Here is a 17,900-nt window from a genome sequence, read left to right on the forward strand (position 1 = left end):
ACTATCTCAATTATGGACCCTATTCTATTTATTATCAAAAGACGTTGCCAATCTTTTTTCGCTCCAGATAACCGGGCAGAGGTCTCACTTATTGTACTTAGTGTAATAGGATTTGTTTACATACCCAAACTATTAAGTGACACCTTACAGACCGCCGCATCGTTTAATCCCTTTGTTTTGTTCATAGCCAGCAATATTTTATTATTCGCACCTTTATTGTCGTTATTCTTTCCTACTTTTATTCCCAAACGAAATATTCTTCCATCTTATCTTCCGTTGTCCAAGGCTAATTTATTCTTCCTTGATTTCACGGCATCCCTGGGTAAGCGCGCACCGCTATCCATTATAGCCATGACCATTGGGTTTTTGTATTTTTTTCATTTTCCGGAGGCAACCTATTCCATTTGTATTATTTTGGCAGGTCTGATTTCACTTTTATTTGCGGAGGTCATTGTGAATATAGTTACCTGGCAAAAGCATCAGTGGTGGCCGAGCATTATTTGCATTATCGTATTAAGTCTGTTGCCAAAATGGATTCAACTCGGAATTAATATGATTTTAGGCCTGCAGATAATTTCAGTAATGCTGCTGGGATTTACGCTCTGGAAAACGTACAATATAGCCCCTCCTAAACACCGAAAACCCGTTGCTATAACCAACTCAGAAAACCTTGGATTAAACGTTATTATATTCAAGAGTGTTCTTAGAAATAAAATGGCACAAAAAGCACTACTCCTAATGTTCGCCATTAAAATTTTCTTCCTGTTTGTCATGCCTTTTCTTTCCAAAAGCTATCAGATTGGATCTGAATTGCCTCCTTTATACCTGATGTTTCTAAGCCCTATATTTATATTTACGGGTATTTTCAATAATAGTTTCGGATACTTCAGAAGTTTATATCTAAGTATCTGGTTATATCAGGACAAGACTTTTGCTTATATAAAAATCTTTGGAACACTTATTTTGCCTTTTCTCATGTTTGATGCAGCCATTTCATTAACGTTCCTCGCATGGACAAAACTCCTTTCATTAGAAAATGTAATATTATATTTCTCTTCAGCCCTATATTTAATTCTTGTAGCAGTTATGTGTAGTTGTCTGCTCCCAAAAAAAGTGGATATAACAACAATTTCCGCTGTACAAAAAAACACATCCTCCCTGGCGGGATTATTTTCCATGATTCCGATGCTTTTAGTCATTGTTTTGCATCAAAAACACCTATTACCTACACAGCTTATGGCGCTGGCAGCAAGTCTTGTAGCCATTCCCATTTTTATTAAATCCTGCGGATCAAGCTGGCGACTTTTTGTCAATAAAGTCCTTAAATAATAGGCGCCTTCTATGGCTGGAAAATAGCAGTTTAGCTCTCTGGGGCAGGCTTTGGCAGAAATATTGAATGCTTCAGCCAGCGCGATAATCGAGATTTTCTCCGCGTAAAACCTAAGAATAAGCAGTTGTTTACGCCGAGAAAAGCGCAAAAATTCTTCTTTTAATAGGAAAGCCTGTTCGTCCCACTGCTCATTGTCCAGAATATTATCAGGAGGCTGAAAAACTGCTTTTAATAACCGGGAAGGCAGTCTTTCTGGCCGTTTCATGTTCATAACGCAAGCTACCAAAGGCATGATCGCTTTCGCTCCGCAAACGGGTAGTTAACTACCACAACGCCAATGTTTTATACAGGCATGGGCATACATAACTCACACAGAATCAAAAAAGTAAAAAACTACCTCTTTACTACCCTTAGCCGTTTATCTGATTAACACATTACAGGCGAATTCACCCAAATTGGACCTCATGCCGCATACAGACAACCCCTGAGCTGAATACTTTTGTTCCCAGCGGTTTCAATAGCTGCCTTTCCTGAACATTTTTAAAGACAGGTATCCCTGCGCCCAGTACCACCGGATTAATAAAGAGCCAGTATTCATCGATCAGGTCTTCTGCCAGGAGACTATGCGCAGCGGTAGGACTCCCAAACAAGAGTATCTCGCCGACAGTCCTCTTTTTTAACTGGCGAAGCTTCTCTGCGTAATCCTGACTGATAACCGTCGTATTTACATAGGCAGACGCATCCAAGGTGGTGGACAACACGACTTTTTGAACGTTTTTATACCATGCGGAGTGAACCCGGTCGTGATGAGACGCTCCGGGCTGGTCTGCCGCCGTTGGCCAGTAGCTTTCCATCATCTGGAATGTGACCCTGCCATACAGGGCTGTATTTGTTCTTCCGACCCGTTCCCCTACAAAGTCAAAGATTTCAGCGTCTACATGGATCCAGTCCATTTCTCCTTTGGTACCGGCTGCATAACCGTCCAGCGACACATGCATAAATAATACGATATTGCCCATAGTATTCTTTTTTTGAACAGTACAAATGTCATAAAAATATCAGATTTTACAACAGCCTTTTGCGGCAATTTATGGGGGTGATCGCGGCAGAAAATATAGTATGAGTAGAGATATTAATCCGAAATTTTATTTTGAACAACCGAAAAAAACATTCATTAATACTGAACTGTTTAATGCTTTGCCTGAACACAGGAATGCCATAATTTGAAATAAAATTAATTTACAGATCCGTGCTCAGTCAACGGGAAAAAATGGAACGTAGAAAAAAAGGACAATAAAAATGAATAATCGGTTATGTCCCTATTTTATTGACCAGCATTGCTGATAAAAGAGGCCCAAGTCATTTATGTCAGGTCGGCCATATGATCCTCGATTAGCCACTTGTCTATACAATTCTTACTCAAGCTGTGATTATTAATATAAATACCTATTGCAATGGCATGAAATGTTTTAATTGTAACGCTGGGCTTCTCCAGCGGGCCTTATCCGCACTAAGATTAAATCCATGTCTCGGCCGCTTTTTTATTAAAAATCAAAGAATCGTATCAACATTTTCTATCTAAGAATCATATAATTCAATTAAAGAAACGTTTAAAGGCAAATTACAATATATTCTTCTTACTCTATCGCTTAAAGATTCAAATGTCCAAACGATCAGCCTGACCACTTTTCGTAAGCGTCATCTTAAATGATTCAAGCTCAGGCAAATAGGCCGCTTAATCATCAAACGAAATTTTATCGCTTAAACAACGTAATTTTTCCTTACCTTCGTAATGAAAAAATTCAATTATGGAATCTACAAGACATATCAATGAAATTCTTTTCCAGCAGTACCAAAAAGAGCTTTCTAATCCAGTAGCGATGGTTTTAAAAGCCGCCGACGGGTTGGCGATTTCGGCTTTTGATGCCTTGCTTCAGGTAACTGCACTGAGTAAAAACCAACTGGCAGCCTTCATTGATGCCACACCAAAAACAATTGATAATTACAGGACTCGTCAACGCAACTTGGGACGTACTGAAAGTGAACAGATTTTGCAATTGTTGGGACTTTATAAAAAAGGACAAGAAATCTTTGGCAACTCTAAAGCATTTAACGAATGGATGAGCCATCCAGCTATTGGCTTAGGCGGCATCAAAGCTTTTGATTTACTCTATACAGCCGGCGGCATTAACCTTGTAATGGAAGAACTTCTCAGAATAGAATACGGCGCATTGGCATGATAACATACCGCATCACCCTTAAAAAATGGGCCGGCAAGCTTTCCGCCTCCGGCAGAGCCGCACGCTGGAATAGCAACGGCCAGTTTCTCGTTTACACCGCTAGTACCAGGGCACTGGCGTGTCTGGAAAACATGGTCCACCGCCGTAGTATTGGACTGGATGAGCTCTTTAGAGTAACCCTCATCGAAATTCCAGATGACATTAAAATTAAAAAGATTTCCAAAGGGAAATTACCTCCTGATTGGGGCGGGTATTTAAATTATACAGCTTGCCAAGCGATAGGAGACAAATGGCTCAGAGAAAATAAAACCCCTATACTACAGGTTCCTTCTGCAATTATATCTGAAGAATACAATTATCTATTAAATCCTGGCCACCCTGATTTTGCAAGAATCAAAGTCCATTCCATAGAAAAGTTCAACTTTGATTCGCGCCTTTTTAGCTAGGTTCAATAACCATCGAAACAAACAGCTGTCTTGAATTCAATATTCGGGGCGCCCATTATTTAACATCGTTTCGATTCTGTCGGTTTTTATAACTGCGGACTTAAGATTATCAGAAAGCAAAATCGATGGTACACCATTCGGATGTCGCAAGCACTTCGTTATGAACTTATCTAAGTAGAATATTTTATCCCCGGCAAAGTCAATAATGCTGCCCTCAATGCTTGTACACGTCCTTCATATTATTTTTTGCAAATTCCACGTAATAACCTGTGCCTAGGAAAAAGTTCGGTTCCGAAGGCCATGGTTTCCAGACACAGTTGAGTTTTTGTGTTGTCATTTTCCTAGATAGAATCCTTATTTTTTACATAAGTAAAAAACTGATGCTATTCATTAATGATGTCTTTCAGCACGCAAAAGTAAATCCGATTTTCTGCTGGTATCTTGACCTAACCCTCGGGATAAGAATGATCATTTTAATACCTTTTTTGCCATCTGTTGTCCCCCCAAAAGAGCGTTTGAAAAGATTGCTTAGGCAAATCAGAATATAAAATAAAAACAGGCCGTCGTTCTAACGGATATTCCAATATTTCACCACGGGTTATATCAATCTTTATATTTCTGCTGTTGATATTTCCCTGCAATGGACCTACGTAGTTAATGTAAAACGCAATGCTTCCGCTAATATGTATGTTGGACTCCCCAAATTGTAAGGTAATATTGGCCTCTTCTTTTACAAAAGCAAATACCTTTTCAAGTTCTTTCAAAATTTTTTCATTGGATATTTCTTCATTTATTAATTTAAAATCCAAATCTTCCGAAAACCGATATCCGGGAAAATATGTCTTTTTAAGCACAGTTCCTCCTTTGAACACAAGCACTGTCGACAGCAGTTCATTCCCTGCAATACCATACAATACCCAACTCAATATGTAGTCCTTTTCAATCTGTGTATCTTTTAATTTGTTCTTTGCAGCTACTGCATTGATTTCTTTCGCATGTATCACAATCTATGTAAATATGGATGAAACAATATCGTCTGTATCTATGTTCTGCTGGATGCTCCAATTAGTGATGAACCTCCCCTTCTTTTCATAAGAAGGCTCTAATAGTGTAAAGGATTGAGTTTTTAATTTTTGCAGCTTCTCCAAAATGCCATTTTCAATACCTATGAGTTCCAACAAAAAGCCCAGTCTTTTAATCACAGCTTGTGTGCCGAACTTTTTACTATACAAAAAGAGTTTTTCATAGTCTATTTTATCTTTTACTTTGTACAAAGCCTCTGCGATTTCATAAATACCACTGCCAATATCTGGCTTAAACAAACAGTCTATAAATGTTTTTTCAAGATCGCTGCATGCTACTTTATTATAGCTATCAATCCATATATGTTTTACCCCGAAAAAATGTGTTTCGTTGTGATAAATGAAGCGGAACTGGTTACCGCCGCTTTTGAGCGAGGATGGCTTTATTTGCTTGTCCACTACGACTAGCTCCACCATCGATGGCTGTGTAATAACGCCGTGCAGTTCCAATGCACTGTAATAGCCTACGTAATAATTTGAACCTCCAACAAAATAACCAGCTACCAAATGCACATTAGGGAAGTAATTGGTAGCATCCTGTTCATAAGGAATAATCCAATAAATCCCATCTTTGAGCCGCAATAACAGCCCTCTCTTTACCATATCCCTGACGAGTTTTCTAACAGCCTCGTTCGATGACGCACCAAGTAAGGCAATTGCTTCAGACAGTGTAAAAGCGTGCTGATTCAAATCATTAAAATGTTTTATTAGACTAGCGGATTTCGTTGACAAGGTCTTACCTTTTGTATTCATTTTGGGACTTTTAAGGTCCCATTTTTGATATAAAGCTTAAACATTAGACAGGTCACGAAAATATAATAGATAATTACGCCTCCATATTGTATCGGTTTTGCCTTCAACTGATTTTCAGGACAAGACAGGTAGTCGTGCTGATCAATGAATATACCCAGAGTGCCATGGAAATGTTCGCCATGATCTTTAAAAAGATCCCGGACCTTACTTTTATTGGTAGTCAGACCGCCGGAGCAGATGACAATAAGACCTTCGTCAGGCTGACAGACGGCAACCAGCTCTTCTTTTCCGGCCTCGACATCTACTACTCGGACGGCATATCCGGCCGGATATCACCATTCGCCCCTCTCCGCGAAGCATCCGTGAACTACGGGACCTTCTGCTACAAAAGCCTTTTGAGTTACTATCTTTGCGCTAATGAAAGCAGACGAGACAAACATCCCAAACAAAAAAACGGTAGGCCAGGTGCTGGCCGAATTGCGCAACACCCGCTTTCCCAATACGCATTCACTGGCCAAGGCCCTTATGATGTCACATACTACCTATCTGAGTATAGAAAGAGACCAGCGCGAGTTGAGCTTTCTGGCGGCCCTCCGGCTTTGCCGCTTTTATGACCTGGATATCCATGAGCTCATCTCAAGGATAGGAGAGGATGAACTGGAACGCCCCGACAGGTCCGTCCTCCGGCAATGGGAAAAAATGGAACGCCGAAAAAATGAGCAGGAATAAAACGAGTAACCGCAAACCATAGCATCCTACACTTGTAACAAACTAAAGGCAATTTTATGTAATTTTGTAACAGAATAAGGGCAATTTGTCCGGGCCGCTGAATATCAGAGCATTATAGTCCCAGTAAGCTATATTAATTAAATATGGCAAGCTTCTTCGCTCTCAGACGAGACTCCCTAATTCCATCGGCACCATAGGTAAACATAAATACCCGTCAATCCCTGTTAAAAAAACAACTAAGTTTGTTAACTATTAAAAGCTTGGTCAGATTTAAGCATCGTCCATGCAAACGGGACGTACGCAAACTTCTGAAAGCTTAAATATTCAAATTGACTAGAGTGAGAAAAGAACCAAAATTTGGGCTTAAACTGTTGACAAAAAAGACCATCATTACCATTGCGGCCTCCATTGCCGCCCTGACAAATCAATCGGCAAAAGCAGAACCCGCGTCTATCAATACAAACACCGACCTGAATCCGGATCTGTCATTCAAATTCAAAAAAAAATCCCAATTTGTTCTTAAGTTGAATACCAAAAATATAGAAAAAAGCGTAGCAGTAAATCACACCTCCCATAGCTCCCATGCGTCCCACTCATCCCACGCGTCATACTCTCCGCCACCGGGTCACTCATCCCATTCTTCCCACTCGTCTCATGTTTCATCTTCTCCATCTTATTATCCTTCTCACCGGAAAGTGATAATCCCTCCTGTTCCCGCACCAAAAAAGTCAACTTACCGTCCTAAAGCTGCACCGACACAGAACATTCACAAAAATACCACGATAAAGAAATTGCTTACCCCAGAAATAGATTCTTTAGGCACCCGTATGCTCTTCAAGGGCTGCGCCGGCAGAGACGTAGCACAGTTGCAGCGCATTTTAGAAAAGCTGGGGTTTACAATTTCTCTTATTGAAGGCAAATCGTGCTACTTCGGAGACTATACTGACCTTGCAGTGAGATATTTTCAATTACAGAACGGGTTAAAAGTAGATGGGAAAGTGGGCAAAAACACCCTGATAATAATTAAAAGAAAATTCCATGAAAACAGAAATTAACGATCAAGAGTTATCGATCTATATAGACAAATCGTTATACAACACAGATGTATTATATAAATGCTTCTATTGGTACAGTACCGATTATGCTATTGAAATTGCAGATGATTCTGAGAAGCAGCATTTAGTAAAAATCAAACCAGTCGATAAAAATTTCGCGGAGCCGTTAATAACAAAAATAAAAAAAGACCTGATTGACTTTAAACTTCGTGACATTGTAACAAAAGAAACAAAAACTATTCGGGAACTCATGATCGCTAAAGCATTTGCCTATTATGATTCCGATGAAACACCGGAATCTGAAATTTCCGACCCGGTCGGTTTTGATCCTGAAAATATGCAAGAATAAATGGAACAAATAAAAGCAGAAATAAAAAAGACAAGGAAATTTAAAGATTTTGAATACTATGAGTCCAGCAAGCAAAATGAATATTATCTTTTGCCCTTCAGATTCTACAGAATCAATGAGCAAAAAGAAGTACTTGTCAATGAGATCGGGGATTTCCTGATAGTCCCTTCCGGTACTGCTGAAAAAGTAATTACAAAAACAATAAACCCGGAAATTGACAAAGAATTATACGCAGATCTTGTTGCCAATTTTTTTATAAGTGAAGACAGGATCCCACCACTTATTGATATCGCCGCAGCCCGGTACCGCACGAAAAAGTATTTTCTGGATGGGTTTACTACGTTGCACATATTTGTAATTTCCCTTCGATGTGAACATACCTGTCATTATTGTCAAGTATCCCGCGTAACCACCAACAAAACAACATACGATATGGGTAGAACGCATATTGACAAAGGTATAGAGTATATGATGATGTCCCCCTCTGTCAATTTGACGATGGAATTCCAGGGAGGGGAGGCTCTACTTGCTTTTGAAAATATCCAGTATGCGATTGAAAAGGCAAATATGCTGGCGCAGCAACTAAATAAAAACATGACCTATGTAATATGCACCAACCTTGCCTTGCTAAATGATGAAATTCTCAATTATTGTAAGACAGAAAATATTTTAATATCTACCTCCCTGGATGGACCAGCTTTTATCCATAATGCAAATAGACACAGGCCAGAAAATAATAGTTATGAGTTGACAATAGAAGGAATTGAAAAATGTCGCGCTTCACTTGGGGAGGATAAAGTTTCCGCCTTACTGACAACCACAACCCTTTCTCTTGATTATCCAACCGAAATTGTCGATGAATATTTCAATAAAAGCTTCAAAAGCATCTTCCTTAGGCCAATCAGTCCCTATGGTTTCGCAAAGCACAACGACAAAAAAAACGGTTACCTAACCGATCGATTCTTGACATTTTATAAAACGGCGCTCAATAGAATAATAAAATATAACATGGAGGGGCATTTTTTCCGGGAGGAATATGCTACGATTATTCTTAAAAAGATCCTTTCACCTTTTCCTGTGGGATATGTTGACTTGCAATCGCCCGCGGGAATGATTAACAAAGTGATTGTCTTTAATTATGATGGCAAAGTATATGCCTCCGATGAGGCGCGTATGCTTGCAGAAAATCATGACTACACATTCTGTCTGGGTAACTTAGATGAGAATACTTACAACGACATTTTTTTTAATGAAAATGTAAGTCATATTTCTGACGTTATGGTGAATGAAGCCTTAGCGGGATGTTCAGAATGTGCTTTTCAGGCCTATTGCGGTGCGGACCCAGTATTCCATTATGCTACACAAGGAGACATGTATGGAAACAGAGCAGACAGTCTGTTTTGCAGGAAAAATATGGAGATTATCCGGTACTTGTTGGAGTTAATGGACAATAATAAAAATATTGAAAAGATCTTCTACAATTAGATAAATTTTTAGTTATGAATCTAAAAACAAAAGGGCGCCCTTATAATATTACAGAACCTATTGTAGGGAGAGTATCCAGGGATTTGGATGCTTCAGCCAACGATTTGATATATATAGTTAAGAAAGGCATTAAATTCACAAACGCTGAAAACAACGCGGTATTTCTATCAACTCAGCCACTGGAGCATATTGACGAACCGGCTAAAGGCGTCTACAATATCGTTTCATTGGATCATTTGCAAGACGGCGATATCGTTGTCATTAATACTGACGGCATTGTTAATACACTTTATCGCGTTAAATCAAGACATAACTTTCTGGTATTCACTGAACGCTGTAACAGCAATTGTCTGATGTGCTCTCAACCCCCCAAAGATCGAAATGACATACCTTATCTATTTAGCCTATATAAAAAGCTAATTCCGTTGATTCCAAAAAATTGCCCCGAACTGTGCCTTACCGGTGGCGAACCAACGCTTCTGGGGGAAAGATTCTTCGAATTGCTGTCACTATTGAAAAGGGAACTACCGGATACCGATCTGCATTGCCTGACCAACGGAAGGGTTTTTGCGTGGAAATCTTTTACCGCCAGATTAGAAACCTTGAACATGGAAAAAATCATGTTTGGCATACCCTTATATTCAGATTTCTATCAGATCCATGATTATATCGTTCAGTCTAAAGATGCATTTAATCAGACGATGTCCGGCCTGTATCACTTGGCTGAAGCAGGACAAAGAATAGAATTACGTATTGTCCTTCACAAACAGTCTGTTCCAAGACTTACCCGACTGGCAAAGTACATATACAAAAACTTACCGTTTGTGGAACAGGTCGTGTTCATGGGACTGGAGCATCAGGGCTATACACCATTTAATATTGAAAAACTCTGGATGGACCCGCACGAGTATATCTACGCACTTAGTGATGCCGTCCTTTTTTTGGCCGATAACGGCATCAATGTGTCAATATACAATCTACAATTATGCCTTCTGCCAGATATATTATGGAAATTCACAAAGAAATCCATATCGGATTGGAAAAATATCTATTTGGATGTGTGTAAGAACTGTTCCCAGAAAGAAAACTGCGCGGGACTATTTGCCTCAGCAATTCATAAGCATAGCGATTTTCTTAAAGCAATCTGATACGCTTAAAAAACAGAACGCCAGGTCATCTGACACATATCACCTGACTTTAATTTGTAGATTGGATATTTAGGCTCGTAAGACCTGTATGTTCAAAAAGTAAAACATCCGCATCTCCATCTGCATTCAGTGAAAAATTGGTTTTCTGAAACATCAAATCGATTAAAACTTGCGCCAGGTCATCGAAACTCACGCTATGCCAACCAAAATACAGCCTAATTATTATTCTACACCCTATTACAGTGAGCTCCGGACTGGTCAGCATCTCCGACTGTCTCAGCCTAATTTTACTTTACATCCCCATCTGTCCGCCATTTGTCCGCCAAAAAGAACGGGACCAAACGGAAACAAGCGTAAAAAAAACGGAACACAGAGTATAAAAAATCCCGTAAATGTTCAATTTACAGGATTCTTATTAACGGTTCTGTGCGGAAGAGGAGATTCGAACTCCCAAGCCCTAACGGGCACTACCACCTCAAAGTAGCGCGTCTACCAATTTCGCCACCTCCGCATGGAGCGCAAAAATAAGGTTTGTTTACATTATAACTATAATTCACGCATAATAATTTTATGTCCGGCTATTTTTATGTATTTTTAAAGTTACAATCGCCTTTTCATAAAACCCTTTAACATGGTCCCAACTCGTTTATTTGATGCAATAGAATACCAGCAGCTTAACTTTAATAAAGAAAACATGCTGGTGCATAAACTTGATGGAAAATGGCAGGCAATATCCACCAACCAGGTAAACGAATACGTACAAAAGACCGCAGCGGGTTTACATAATCTGGGTATCAGTGCAAAAGACTTTACGGCGGAAGGAGCAGACAAAATAGCAATTATATCTGAAAACAGGCCGGAATGGATCATAGCGGACCTTGCGGTCCAGCAAATCGGGGCAATACTTGTCCCTATTTATCCTACAACACCTCCTGAAGAATTAGCCTACATTTTTGAGGAAGCCGAAGTTAAAATGGTTCTGATTTCCAATAAGTTATTGCTTAAAAAATATGAAAGCGTCCTTGCTGGTTCTCCTTCCATACAGTTTGTTTTTAGTTTTGACCCGACAGATAAACCCAACTGGACGGAAATTCAGCAAAAGGCTGATCAGGATGCCCTGGAACATATTCAGGAAATTAAAGCCAATATCACAACGGATCACTTAGCTACGATTATTTACACTTCAGGAACCACTGGTCAACCCAAAGGAGTTATGCTCTCACACGGGAATATTATAAGTTGCGCTATGCTCGCAAAGGAAAGTTTTCCTTTCCCGGATAACCCGGATCTGCGAGCTCTTAGCTTTTTGCCACTGAATCATATTTTTGAAAAATGTATCAGTTATGTGTATATGTTTAGCGGTATTAGTATCTATTTCGCAGAAGGAATGGAAAAAATAGGAGAAAACATAAAAGAAATCAGACCCCATATTTTTATGACTGTGCCCAGGCTTTTAGAAAAAGTCTTTGAAAAAATCAATAAAACAGGCCAGGCTTTAGAAGGTGCTCAAAAGAAGGTTTTTAACTGGTCCATTAAAGTGGGAGAACAATATGATAACAGAAAATGGAAGAGTTTGTTTTATAAAGCAGAATTGGCGCTTGCCCGTAAGCTCGTCTTCTCTAAATGGCAACAGGCGCTTGGTGGAGATATCCTGCATATAATTACAGGAGGGGCTGCCTGTCCCGAGCGACTGCTCAGAATATTTAATGCCGCAGGCATTCCGGTGTATGAAGGCTATGGTCCGACAGAGAATAGTCCTGTTATTTCTGTAAATCGTCACATTAATAATGAAACGATGATTGGGACCGTAGGCCCCGTAATCGACGGCTTAGAATTTAAACTTGAAGCGGATGGAGAAATCTGTGTAAAAGGTCCTACTGTAATGGCTGGGTATTACAAAAAACCAGATCTGACCGCAGAAACCATTATTGACGGATGGTTACATACCGGTGATATCGGAACACTGGTCGAAGGCCGGTTTTTGAAAATAACAGATAGAAAAAAGGAGTTATTTAAAACTTCTGGGGGGAAATATGTGGCACCACAGCCTATTGAAAATAAATTAAAAGAGTCAGATTTTGTTGAACAGGCAATAATTGTAGGCGCTGAACAAAAATATGTGGCCGCGCTGATTGTTCCCAGTCAGGAATCCCTAAAAACCTGGGCAGCACAAAACAACTTATCCTTTAATAGTCTGGAACAGGCTATTGCCCTCCCGGAAGTAAAAAAGCTCTTTAAGGATCATATCCAAAAAATCAATCAGCACCTGAGTGCAACGGAACAAATTAAAAAACACATGTTGTTATCCAGACCCTGGAGCATTGAATCGGGTGAACTCACCCCAAAACTTAGCGTCAGACGCAAAGTGGTGATGGAAAAATATAAAGATGCCATCACCAGGCTTTTCGACTAACTTACAAATATCTTATTTGAACTCGTATCCGATATCTTTTCTAAAATTCATTCCTTCAAAATGAATCTCCTTTAATACGGTTCTTGATTTTTCAGCTGCCGCTTGAATATCATCGCCATAAGAGGTAACAGCAAGGACTCTGCCTCCACTGGTTAGAATTTTGTCCCCTTTTAACTGAGTTCCGGCGTGGAATATCAAACTATCCTTGCGCTCTTTCATATCCGGCAGTGTAATTTCCTTGCCTTTTTCATAATCGCCGGGATAGCCTCCGCTGACTGCCACAACCGTTACGCAGGATTTTTTAGCAGGTTCTATAACCACATCGTTTAAACCTCCGTGATAAACGGCCAAAAACAGGTCCACTATATCAGCAGATAGACTTGGCATAATAACCTCTGTCTCAGGATCCCCCATCCGGCAATTATATTCAATAACCATGGGATCACCGTTCACGTTGATTAAGCCAAAAAATATAAATCCTTTGTAATCAATATTTTCTGAGGCTATCCCTTCTACTGTCGGACGAATAATAGCGTTTTCTACCTTATCCATAAATGCCTGATCCATAAAAGGAACAGGGGTTACACAACCCATTCCGCCCGTATTTAATCCGGTATCACCCTCCCCGATTCTTTTATAATCCTTTGCGTGGCCGATTATTTTATAATCCTTTCCATCGGTTAATATAAAAACGCTGACTTCTATCCCGTCCAGAAATTGCTCGATGACAACTTTGGAGGAGGCTTCCCCGAATTGTTTATTCAGGATCATTTGTTCGAATGTATGGAGCGCTTCCTCATGGGTGGCAGCAATGACCACCCCTTTTCCAGCGGCCAGTCCATCTGCTTTTAAAACGACGGGCAGACTATGCTGAGCAATATAAGCTTTTCCTTCTTCGTAATTTTCTTCATTAAATTCTGCATAGGAAGCCGTCGGGATGCTGTGCCTTTCCATGAACTTCTTGGAAAATGCCTTACTTCCCTCTAACTGTGCTCCATATTTGGAAGGAGCAATCACCATTCCTTTCCAATCCTGCTGGGCCTTAAAATAATCATACACCCCGTTTACCAGTGGATCTTCCGGCCCAACCACCAGCATCGTTACTTTATTATCTATTACAAATTGCTTAATTGCATCAAAATCATTGACTCCAATGGGGACGTTATGACCAACGCCAGCGGTTCCTGCATTACCTGGTGCAATAAACACTTTGTCGCAATGTTTACTTTCCTTGATTTTCCATGCCAGGGCATGCTCTCTGCCACCTGACCCCAATATGAGAATATTCATGTATTAGACTTTTATATAACTTTTGCGAAAATAAAACAGCCAGGGCATTTTTCCCTGCCTTTGTCAAAATAAAGCCGGGATAAAATAAACAAAGCCGCTAATTGTTGAATTAGCGGCTTTTGCAACTTTTAAACCTTTCCTTTGTAGAGCGTACGGGAATCGAACCCGTGATTCCTCCGTGAAAGGGAGGTGTCTTAACCCCTTGACCAACGCTCCATTATCGTTTGGGATTGCAAAGGTAATATATTTTAAATTTCCACCAAATATTTTTCAATAATTCTGAAAAACAAATATTTGCAAACAAACGGTTATTCACGAGAAAAATGTTAATTGTTTACTATAACTCCAGTCTTTCCTGTAAATTCGCATCACATTATTCAAAACAAAATAAATTCGATATGAGTTCAGTTAAAGTTGCGATCAACGGTTTCGGTCGCATTGGTCGTCTCGTTTTCCGCCAAATTTACAATATGGAAGGGATCGATGTAGTGGCAGTGAATGACCTTACCAGCCCTTCAACATTAGCCCATCTGCTTAAATACGATAGTGCTCAGGGCCGTTTTGAAGGTACCGTTACCAGCACTGACAAATCAATTATCGTAAATGGTGAAGAAATCAACATCTACGCTCAAAGAGATCCATCTTTAATCCCTTGGGGTGAACACGATGTAGACGTTGTTATTGAATCTACAGGTTTCTTCGCTGATAAAGATAAAGCTTCTGCACACTTGAAAGCAGGTGCAAAAAGAGTTGTTATCTCTGCACCCGCTACTGGTGATTTGAAAACTATCGTTTTCAATGTTAACCATGATATTTTAGATGGTAGTGAAACAATCATCAGCTGTGCTTCTTGTACAACCAACTGTCTGGCTCCGATGGCTAAAGCCTTAAACGATGCCTTTAAAATCGAAGTTGGAAGCATGACTACGGTTCACGCTTATACGAATGATCAGAACACGCTGGATGCTCCTCATCCTAAAAATGATTTGCGTCGTGCACGTGCTGCTGCTCAGAACATCGTTCCTAACTCTACAGGTGCTGCAAAAGCAATCGGTCTGGTACTGCCTGAACTGAAAGGTGTTTTAGACGGTGGTGCTCAGCGTGTTCCGGTAATTACTGGTTCATTGACTGAATTGACTGCTGTTTTAGCTAAGAAAACAACGGTTGCTGAAGTTAACGCTGCCATGAAAGCTGCCAGCAACGAAAGCTTTGGTTATAATGAAGACCAGATTGTCAGCTCCGATATCATCGGTATTCATTTTGGTTCTCTGTTCGATGCTACACAGACTAAAGTTGTAGAATTCGGCGATAAACAATTAGTAAAAGTAACCAGCTGGTATGATAATGAAATGAGCTATGTATCACAGTTAGTTCGTACCGTTCATTTCTTTGCCGGTCTGATTTCTAAATAATTCTTATATATAAAAGAATTTCTGGCATTTAGTAAAAGGGTAGGTCTTTAACCAGGACTTACCCTTTTGCTATTTAAAATTCAGTAACTTTCAATATAATTTTGGCATTATGAATTGGCTGATACTTATTATTGCGGGATTATGTGAGGTAGGATTTGCCTCCTGTTTAGAAAAAGGCAACCAGTCCAGTGGAACCACGGCTATTTATTGGTACAGCGGATTTGTCATCAGTTTGACTATCAGCATGTTACTATTAATTAAAGCAACTCAGACCCTCCCTATTGGAACGGCCTATGCCGTATGGACCGGCATTGGAGCTGTCGGCACTGTTTTGGTAGGTATATTATGGTTCAAAGAACCTGCTTCCTTTTGGCGTTTATTTTTCATCTGTACCCTGATTGGTTCTATCATAGGCCTGAAGGCGGTATCCCATTAAATTTTTGATATGCAAAAAGCTCATAAAATACTGGTTTCTGTTTTTTTTCTGGGCCTTGCAATTGCCCTTAATCTACAAACAGGATTTGCGCAAAAAAGGAAAAATAATGATATCATTTTAAGCCTGTCCCTTAGCGAACTTCCCAACACCATTCAGGTATTAGGAACTGATGTACATCCATCTAAATTCAGTAAGACCCTTAAAGTCAGTGCACAGGGCATTACCCAGTATCAGGGAAACAATGTGAATTACACCATTAACCTGACGCTTCCCAATTTTGATTTTAATGATGGTCAGGCAAAGACCTATACGAATGAACCGAATCATTTCTTTGATGCAAATAAAGACGCCGCATTCACGCTGAATCTGGGTAGTACAAAATTTGGCAATCTGTACAGATCAAAAGAAAAAGAAAACATTTTGTCCAAGGTAGCGACAACCGACTACCAAATTACAACGACCAATATGAAAGATAAGAATTGTTATTTCATATTAATACGAATTAAATCGGGATCGGTTTTACAGGAGAGTTCAGAAACCAAAAGTAAAAGCCAGGAGGCTGTCTTACACATAGCAGAAACGCCGGAAAGCTTGATAAAAATCATCAATCCCCAGCCCTCGCTGCCAAAAGTTGAACATTACAAATTCAAAAGTTCCAGTGAAGTGTATAAACCGGCAGGTATTGTAAATTAAGGCCTGATCAGACGGTAAGCGTTTTTAATGATTTCAACATTAATTTCCTTGGCAAAATCAATGGGTTCTCCATCAATATGCATCGGGGCATTCAATAAATTCTTGATTTTTATTTCAGGGGTCTGAAAATATAAAATATTTTTGTTGGTTACTTCTTCCACCAGTTCCTGGAGTTTATTATTTCCTCTGATCTGTTGAAGTACCGCAAACGGCAGTTTTGCCTTATTCATTTTTTGAACCACCACAATATCCAGTAAACCGTCGTTTAATTTTGCTTCAGGAGCAATGGTAACGTTATTACCGAACTGGTTAGCATTTGCAATGCTGATAAAAAATGCATCTGAAAAGAAGGAAAATTTATCCACTTCAATTTCAAATTGATAAGGCTGGGCCTTAAAATAATTAATGATGCTTTGTTGTGTATACGTAAGCAAACCGCGCGTACTTTTAGAAGCAAAATCATGGGCGACTTTAGCATCAAAGCCAACACCGCTCAGCATACAGGCAAAATGTCCGTTCACTTTAAAGGCATCCACATACTTGGATTCTCCATTCAGAATTAACTCAAAAGCAAGTCTCGGCTTAGAGGGAATGCCTGCGGCTCTGGCCAGGCCATTACCACTTCCATAGGGTATAATGCCAAAGGTAACCGGTTCATTATGCAAGGCTCCTACAACATGATTGACCGTTCCGTCACCACCAATGATCACTATATCCGTAATATCTTCTTTTTGAATTTTATCAATTAAAAAGTCATAGTTCCCTCTTTTATTGGTGGGCATAATTTCGCAATGCAGTCCTCGTTCTTTACTGATTTTCTCAATCAGGGTAACCAGGGTTTCCTTTTTAGCTGTCCCGGATATAGGGTTCACCAAATAGATAATTTTGCGTTGTTTTTTTTGAATGGCCACGCGTTGAACATTTGGCTTTTCTATCGTTTCTATATGCTCCATAATGAAACTAATTGGCGTTCGTTAGAGAGAACAAAGGTATCTTTTTTATCCATTAAAATCTGTTAATTAATAACAGCTTTTAATGT

General features: G+C 39.7%; 17 protein-coding genes, 2 tRNA genes and 1 pseudogene. 13 read left to right on the forward strand and 7 right to left on the reverse strand.

What is annotated here, in order from left to right:
* The first annotated feature begins 12 nt into the window (after positions 1–12).
* Entirely contained in the window at positions 13–1,329 is a 1,317-nt protein-coding gene (locus BLU80_RS00810) for a hypothetical protein (protein WP_091392182.1), read from the forward strand.
* Positions 1,330–1,776: 447 nt separating this feature from the next.
* On the opposite strand, the gene BLU80_RS00815 is transcribed toward BLU80_RS00810, so the two are convergent.
* Positions 1,777–2,349 carry a dihydrofolate reductase family protein gene (locus BLU80_RS00815; RefSeq protein ID WP_091392184.1) on the reverse strand — a complete coding sequence of 191 codons (573 nt, stop codon included), beginning with the start codon at positions 2,347–2,349 and terminating at the stop codon, positions 1,777–1,779.
* A gap of 789 nt (positions 2,350–3,138) precedes the next feature.
* Between BLU80_RS00815 and parS the strand changes: the two genes are divergently transcribed.
* Together parS and BLU80_RS00825 are read left to right on the forward strand one after the other, a co-directional pair.
* Positions 3,139–3,570 carry a type II RES/Xre toxin-antitoxin system antitoxin gene (gene parS / locus BLU80_RS00820; protein WP_091392186.1) on the forward strand — a complete coding sequence of 144 codons (432 nt, stop codon included), beginning with the start codon at positions 3,139–3,141 and terminating at the stop codon, positions 3,568–3,570.
* Entirely contained in the window at positions 3,567–4,016 is a 450-nt protein-coding gene (locus tag BLU80_RS00825) for an RES family NAD+ phosphorylase (protein WP_091392187.1), read from the forward strand. Before parS ends, BLU80_RS00825 begins: the two co-directional genes overlap by 4 nt.
* Before the next feature lie 473 nt (positions 4,017–4,489).
* Here BLU80_RS00825 and BLU80_RS00830 read toward each other — a convergent pair whose 3' ends face one another.
* Positions 4,490–5,020, reverse strand: coding sequence for a nucleotidyl transferase AbiEii/AbiGii toxin family protein (locus BLU80_RS00830; RefSeq protein ID WP_170831094.1), 531 nt, complete (start codon positions 5,018–5,020; stop codon positions 4,490–4,492).
* A 3-nt stretch (positions 5,021–5,023) separates the two neighbouring features.
* Positions 5,024–5,851, reverse strand: a complete 828-nt coding sequence (locus BLU80_RS00835) for a type IV toxin-antitoxin system AbiEi family antitoxin domain-containing protein (protein ID WP_091392190.1) — start codon at positions 5,849–5,851, stop codon at positions 5,024–5,026.
* An 86-nt stretch (positions 5,852–5,937) separates the two neighbouring features.
* Between BLU80_RS00835 and BLU80_RS20035 the strand changes: the two are divergent.
* From BLU80_RS20035 to hxsC, 6 genes and pseudogenes are all read left to right on the forward strand, one after another.
* A pseudogene (locus tag BLU80_RS20035) lies at positions 5,938–6,156 on the forward strand (S41 family peptidase); the annotation flags it as partial.
* A 112-nt stretch (positions 6,157–6,268) separates the two neighbouring features.
* The gene (locus BLU80_RS19365) at positions 6,269–6,580 is read left to right on the forward strand and encodes a helix-turn-helix domain-containing protein (protein WP_139188059.1); all 312 of its coding nucleotides are present in this window, start codon (positions 6,269–6,271) and stop codon (positions 6,578–6,580) included.
* 338 nt (positions 6,581–6,918) lie between these two features.
* Positions 6,919–7,635: a peptidoglycan-binding domain-containing protein gene (locus BLU80_RS19635; protein ID WP_211481702.1), complete on the forward strand. Its 717-nt coding sequence runs from the start codon at positions 6,919–6,921 to the stop codon at positions 7,633–7,635.
* Entirely contained in the window at positions 7,619–7,984 is a 366-nt protein-coding gene (hxsD, locus tag BLU80_RS00850) for a His-Xaa-Ser system protein HxsD (protein ID WP_091392193.1), read from the forward strand. The genes BLU80_RS19635 and hxsD overlap by 17 nt, the downstream gene beginning before the upstream one ends.
* Positions 7,985–9,469: a His-Xaa-Ser system radical SAM maturase HxsB gene (gene hxsB, locus BLU80_RS00855; RefSeq protein ID WP_091392195.1), complete on the forward strand. Its 1,485-nt coding sequence runs from the start codon at positions 7,985–7,987 to the stop codon at positions 9,467–9,469.
* Positions 9,470–9,483: 14 nt separating this feature from the next.
* The gene (gene hxsC / locus BLU80_RS00860; RefSeq protein ID WP_091392197.1) at positions 9,484–10,617 is read left to right on the forward strand and encodes a His-Xaa-Ser system radical SAM maturase HxsC; all 1,134 of its coding nucleotides are present in this window, start codon (positions 9,484–9,486) and stop codon (positions 10,615–10,617) included.
* A 427-nt stretch (positions 10,618–11,044) separates the two neighbouring features.
* On the opposite strand, the gene BLU80_RS00870 is transcribed toward hxsC, so the two are convergent.
* Positions 11,045–11,128: transfer RNA gene (locus tag BLU80_RS00870), tRNA-Leu, on the reverse strand.
* A gap of 120 nt (positions 11,129–11,248) precedes the next feature.
* On the opposite strand from BLU80_RS00870, the gene BLU80_RS00875 reads away from it, so the two are divergent.
* Positions 11,249–13,030 carry an AMP-dependent synthetase/ligase gene (locus BLU80_RS00875; protein WP_091392200.1) on the forward strand — a complete coding sequence of 594 codons (1,782 nt, stop codon included), beginning with the start codon at positions 11,249–11,251 and terminating at the stop codon, positions 13,028–13,030.
* Positions 13,031–13,042: 12 nt separating this feature from the next.
* Here the strand turns inward: BLU80_RS00875 and purD are convergent, their stop codons facing one another.
* The gene (purD, locus tag BLU80_RS00880; RefSeq protein WP_091392202.1) at positions 13,043–14,320 is read right to left on the reverse strand and encodes a phosphoribosylamine--glycine ligase; all 1,278 of its coding nucleotides are present in this window, start codon (positions 14,318–14,320) and stop codon (positions 13,043–13,045) included.
* 144 nt (positions 14,321–14,464) lie between these two features.
* Positions 14,465–14,536, reverse strand: a tRNA-Glu gene (locus tag BLU80_RS00885).
* Positions 14,537–14,718: 182 nt separating this feature from the next.
* Here BLU80_RS00885 and gap point away from each other — a divergent pair.
* The 3 genes from gap to BLU80_RS00900 all read left to right on the forward strand — a co-directional run bounded on the left by gap (position 14,719) and on the right by BLU80_RS00900 (position 16,861).
* A complete protein-coding gene (gap, locus tag BLU80_RS00890) occupies positions 14,719–15,732 on the forward strand; it encodes a type I glyceraldehyde-3-phosphate dehydrogenase (RefSeq protein ID WP_091392203.1) in 1,014 nt (337 codons plus the stop codon).
* A 109-nt stretch (positions 15,733–15,841) separates the two neighbouring features.
* The gene (locus BLU80_RS00895) at positions 15,842–16,168 is read left to right on the forward strand and encodes a DMT family transporter (RefSeq protein ID WP_091392205.1); all 327 of its coding nucleotides are present in this window, start codon (positions 15,842–15,844) and stop codon (positions 16,166–16,168) included.
* A 9-nt stretch (positions 16,169–16,177) separates the two neighbouring features.
* Positions 16,178–16,861 carry a hypothetical protein gene (locus BLU80_RS00900; protein WP_091392207.1) on the forward strand — a complete coding sequence of 228 codons (684 nt, stop codon included), beginning with the start codon at positions 16,178–16,180 and terminating at the stop codon, positions 16,859–16,861.
* Here the strand turns inward: BLU80_RS00900 and BLU80_RS00905 are convergent.
* Positions 16,858–17,814 (reverse strand): diacylglycerol/lipid kinase family protein, encoded by a 957-nt coding sequence (locus BLU80_RS00905; protein WP_091392209.1) that lies wholly within the window; start codon positions 17,812–17,814, stop codon positions 16,858–16,860. The genes BLU80_RS00900 and BLU80_RS00905 overlap by 4 nt on opposite strands.
* Between the last annotated feature and the right edge of the window lie 86 nt (positions 17,815–17,900).

The sequence above is a fragment of the Arachidicoccus rhizosphaerae genome (assembly GCF_900107765.1).
GTDB classification, from domain to species: Bacteria; Bacteroidota; Bacteroidia; order Chitinophagales; family Chitinophagaceae; genus Arachidicoccus; species Arachidicoccus rhizosphaerae.

Excerpts from the sequence above, each read along its gene's own strand:
- BLU80_RS00835 (WP_091392190.1), bottom strand. The coding sequence starts at position 5,851 with ATGAATACAAAAGGTAAGACCTTGTCAACGAAATCCGCTAGTCTAATA.
- gap (WP_091392203.1), top strand. The coding sequence starts at position 14,719 with ATGAGTTCAGTTAAAGTTGCGATCAACGGTTTCGGTCGCATTGGTCGT.
- BLU80_RS00825 (WP_091392187.1), top strand. The coding sequence starts at position 3,567 with ATGATAACATACCGCATCACCCTTAAAAAATGGGCCGGCAAGCTTTCC.
- purD (WP_091392202.1), bottom strand. The coding sequence starts at position 14,320 with ATGAATATTCTCATATTGGGGTCAGGTGGCAGAGAGCATGCCCTGGCA.
- BLU80_RS00815 (WP_091392184.1), bottom strand. The coding sequence starts at position 2,349 with ATGGGCAATATCGTATTATTTATGCATGTGTCGCTGGACGGTTATGCA.
- BLU80_RS00900 (WP_091392207.1), top strand. The coding sequence starts at position 16,178 with ATGCAAAAAGCTCATAAAATACTGGTTTCTGTTTTTTTTCTGGGCCTT.
- BLU80_RS00875 (WP_091392200.1), top strand. The coding sequence starts at position 11,249 with ATGGTCCCAACTCGTTTATTTGATGCAATAGAATACCAGCAGCTTAAC.
- parS (WP_091392186.1), top strand. The coding sequence starts at position 3,139 with ATGGAATCTACAAGACATATCAATGAAATTCTTTTCCAGCAGTACCAA.
- BLU80_RS00895 (WP_091392205.1), top strand. The coding sequence starts at position 15,842 with ATGAATTGGCTGATACTTATTATTGCGGGATTATGTGAGGTAGGATTT.
- hxsC (WP_091392197.1), top strand. The coding sequence starts at position 9,484 with ATGAATCTAAAAACAAAAGGGCGCCCTTATAATATTACAGAACCTATT.
- hxsB (WP_091392195.1), top strand. The coding sequence starts at position 7,985 with ATGGAACAAATAAAAGCAGAAATAAAAAAGACAAGGAAATTTAAAGAT.
- BLU80_RS00905 (WP_091392209.1), bottom strand. The coding sequence starts at position 17,814 with ATGGAGCATATAGAAACGATAGAAAAGCCAAATGTTCAACGCGTGGCC.
- BLU80_RS00810 (WP_091392182.1), top strand. The coding sequence starts at position 13 with ATGGACCCTATTCTATTTATTATCAAAAGACGTTGCCAATCTTTTTTC.
- BLU80_RS19365 (WP_139188059.1), top strand. The coding sequence starts at position 6,269 with ATGAAAGCAGACGAGACAAACATCCCAAACAAAAAAACGGTAGGCCAG.
- hxsD (WP_091392193.1), top strand. The coding sequence starts at position 7,619 with ATGAAAACAGAAATTAACGATCAAGAGTTATCGATCTATATAGACAAA.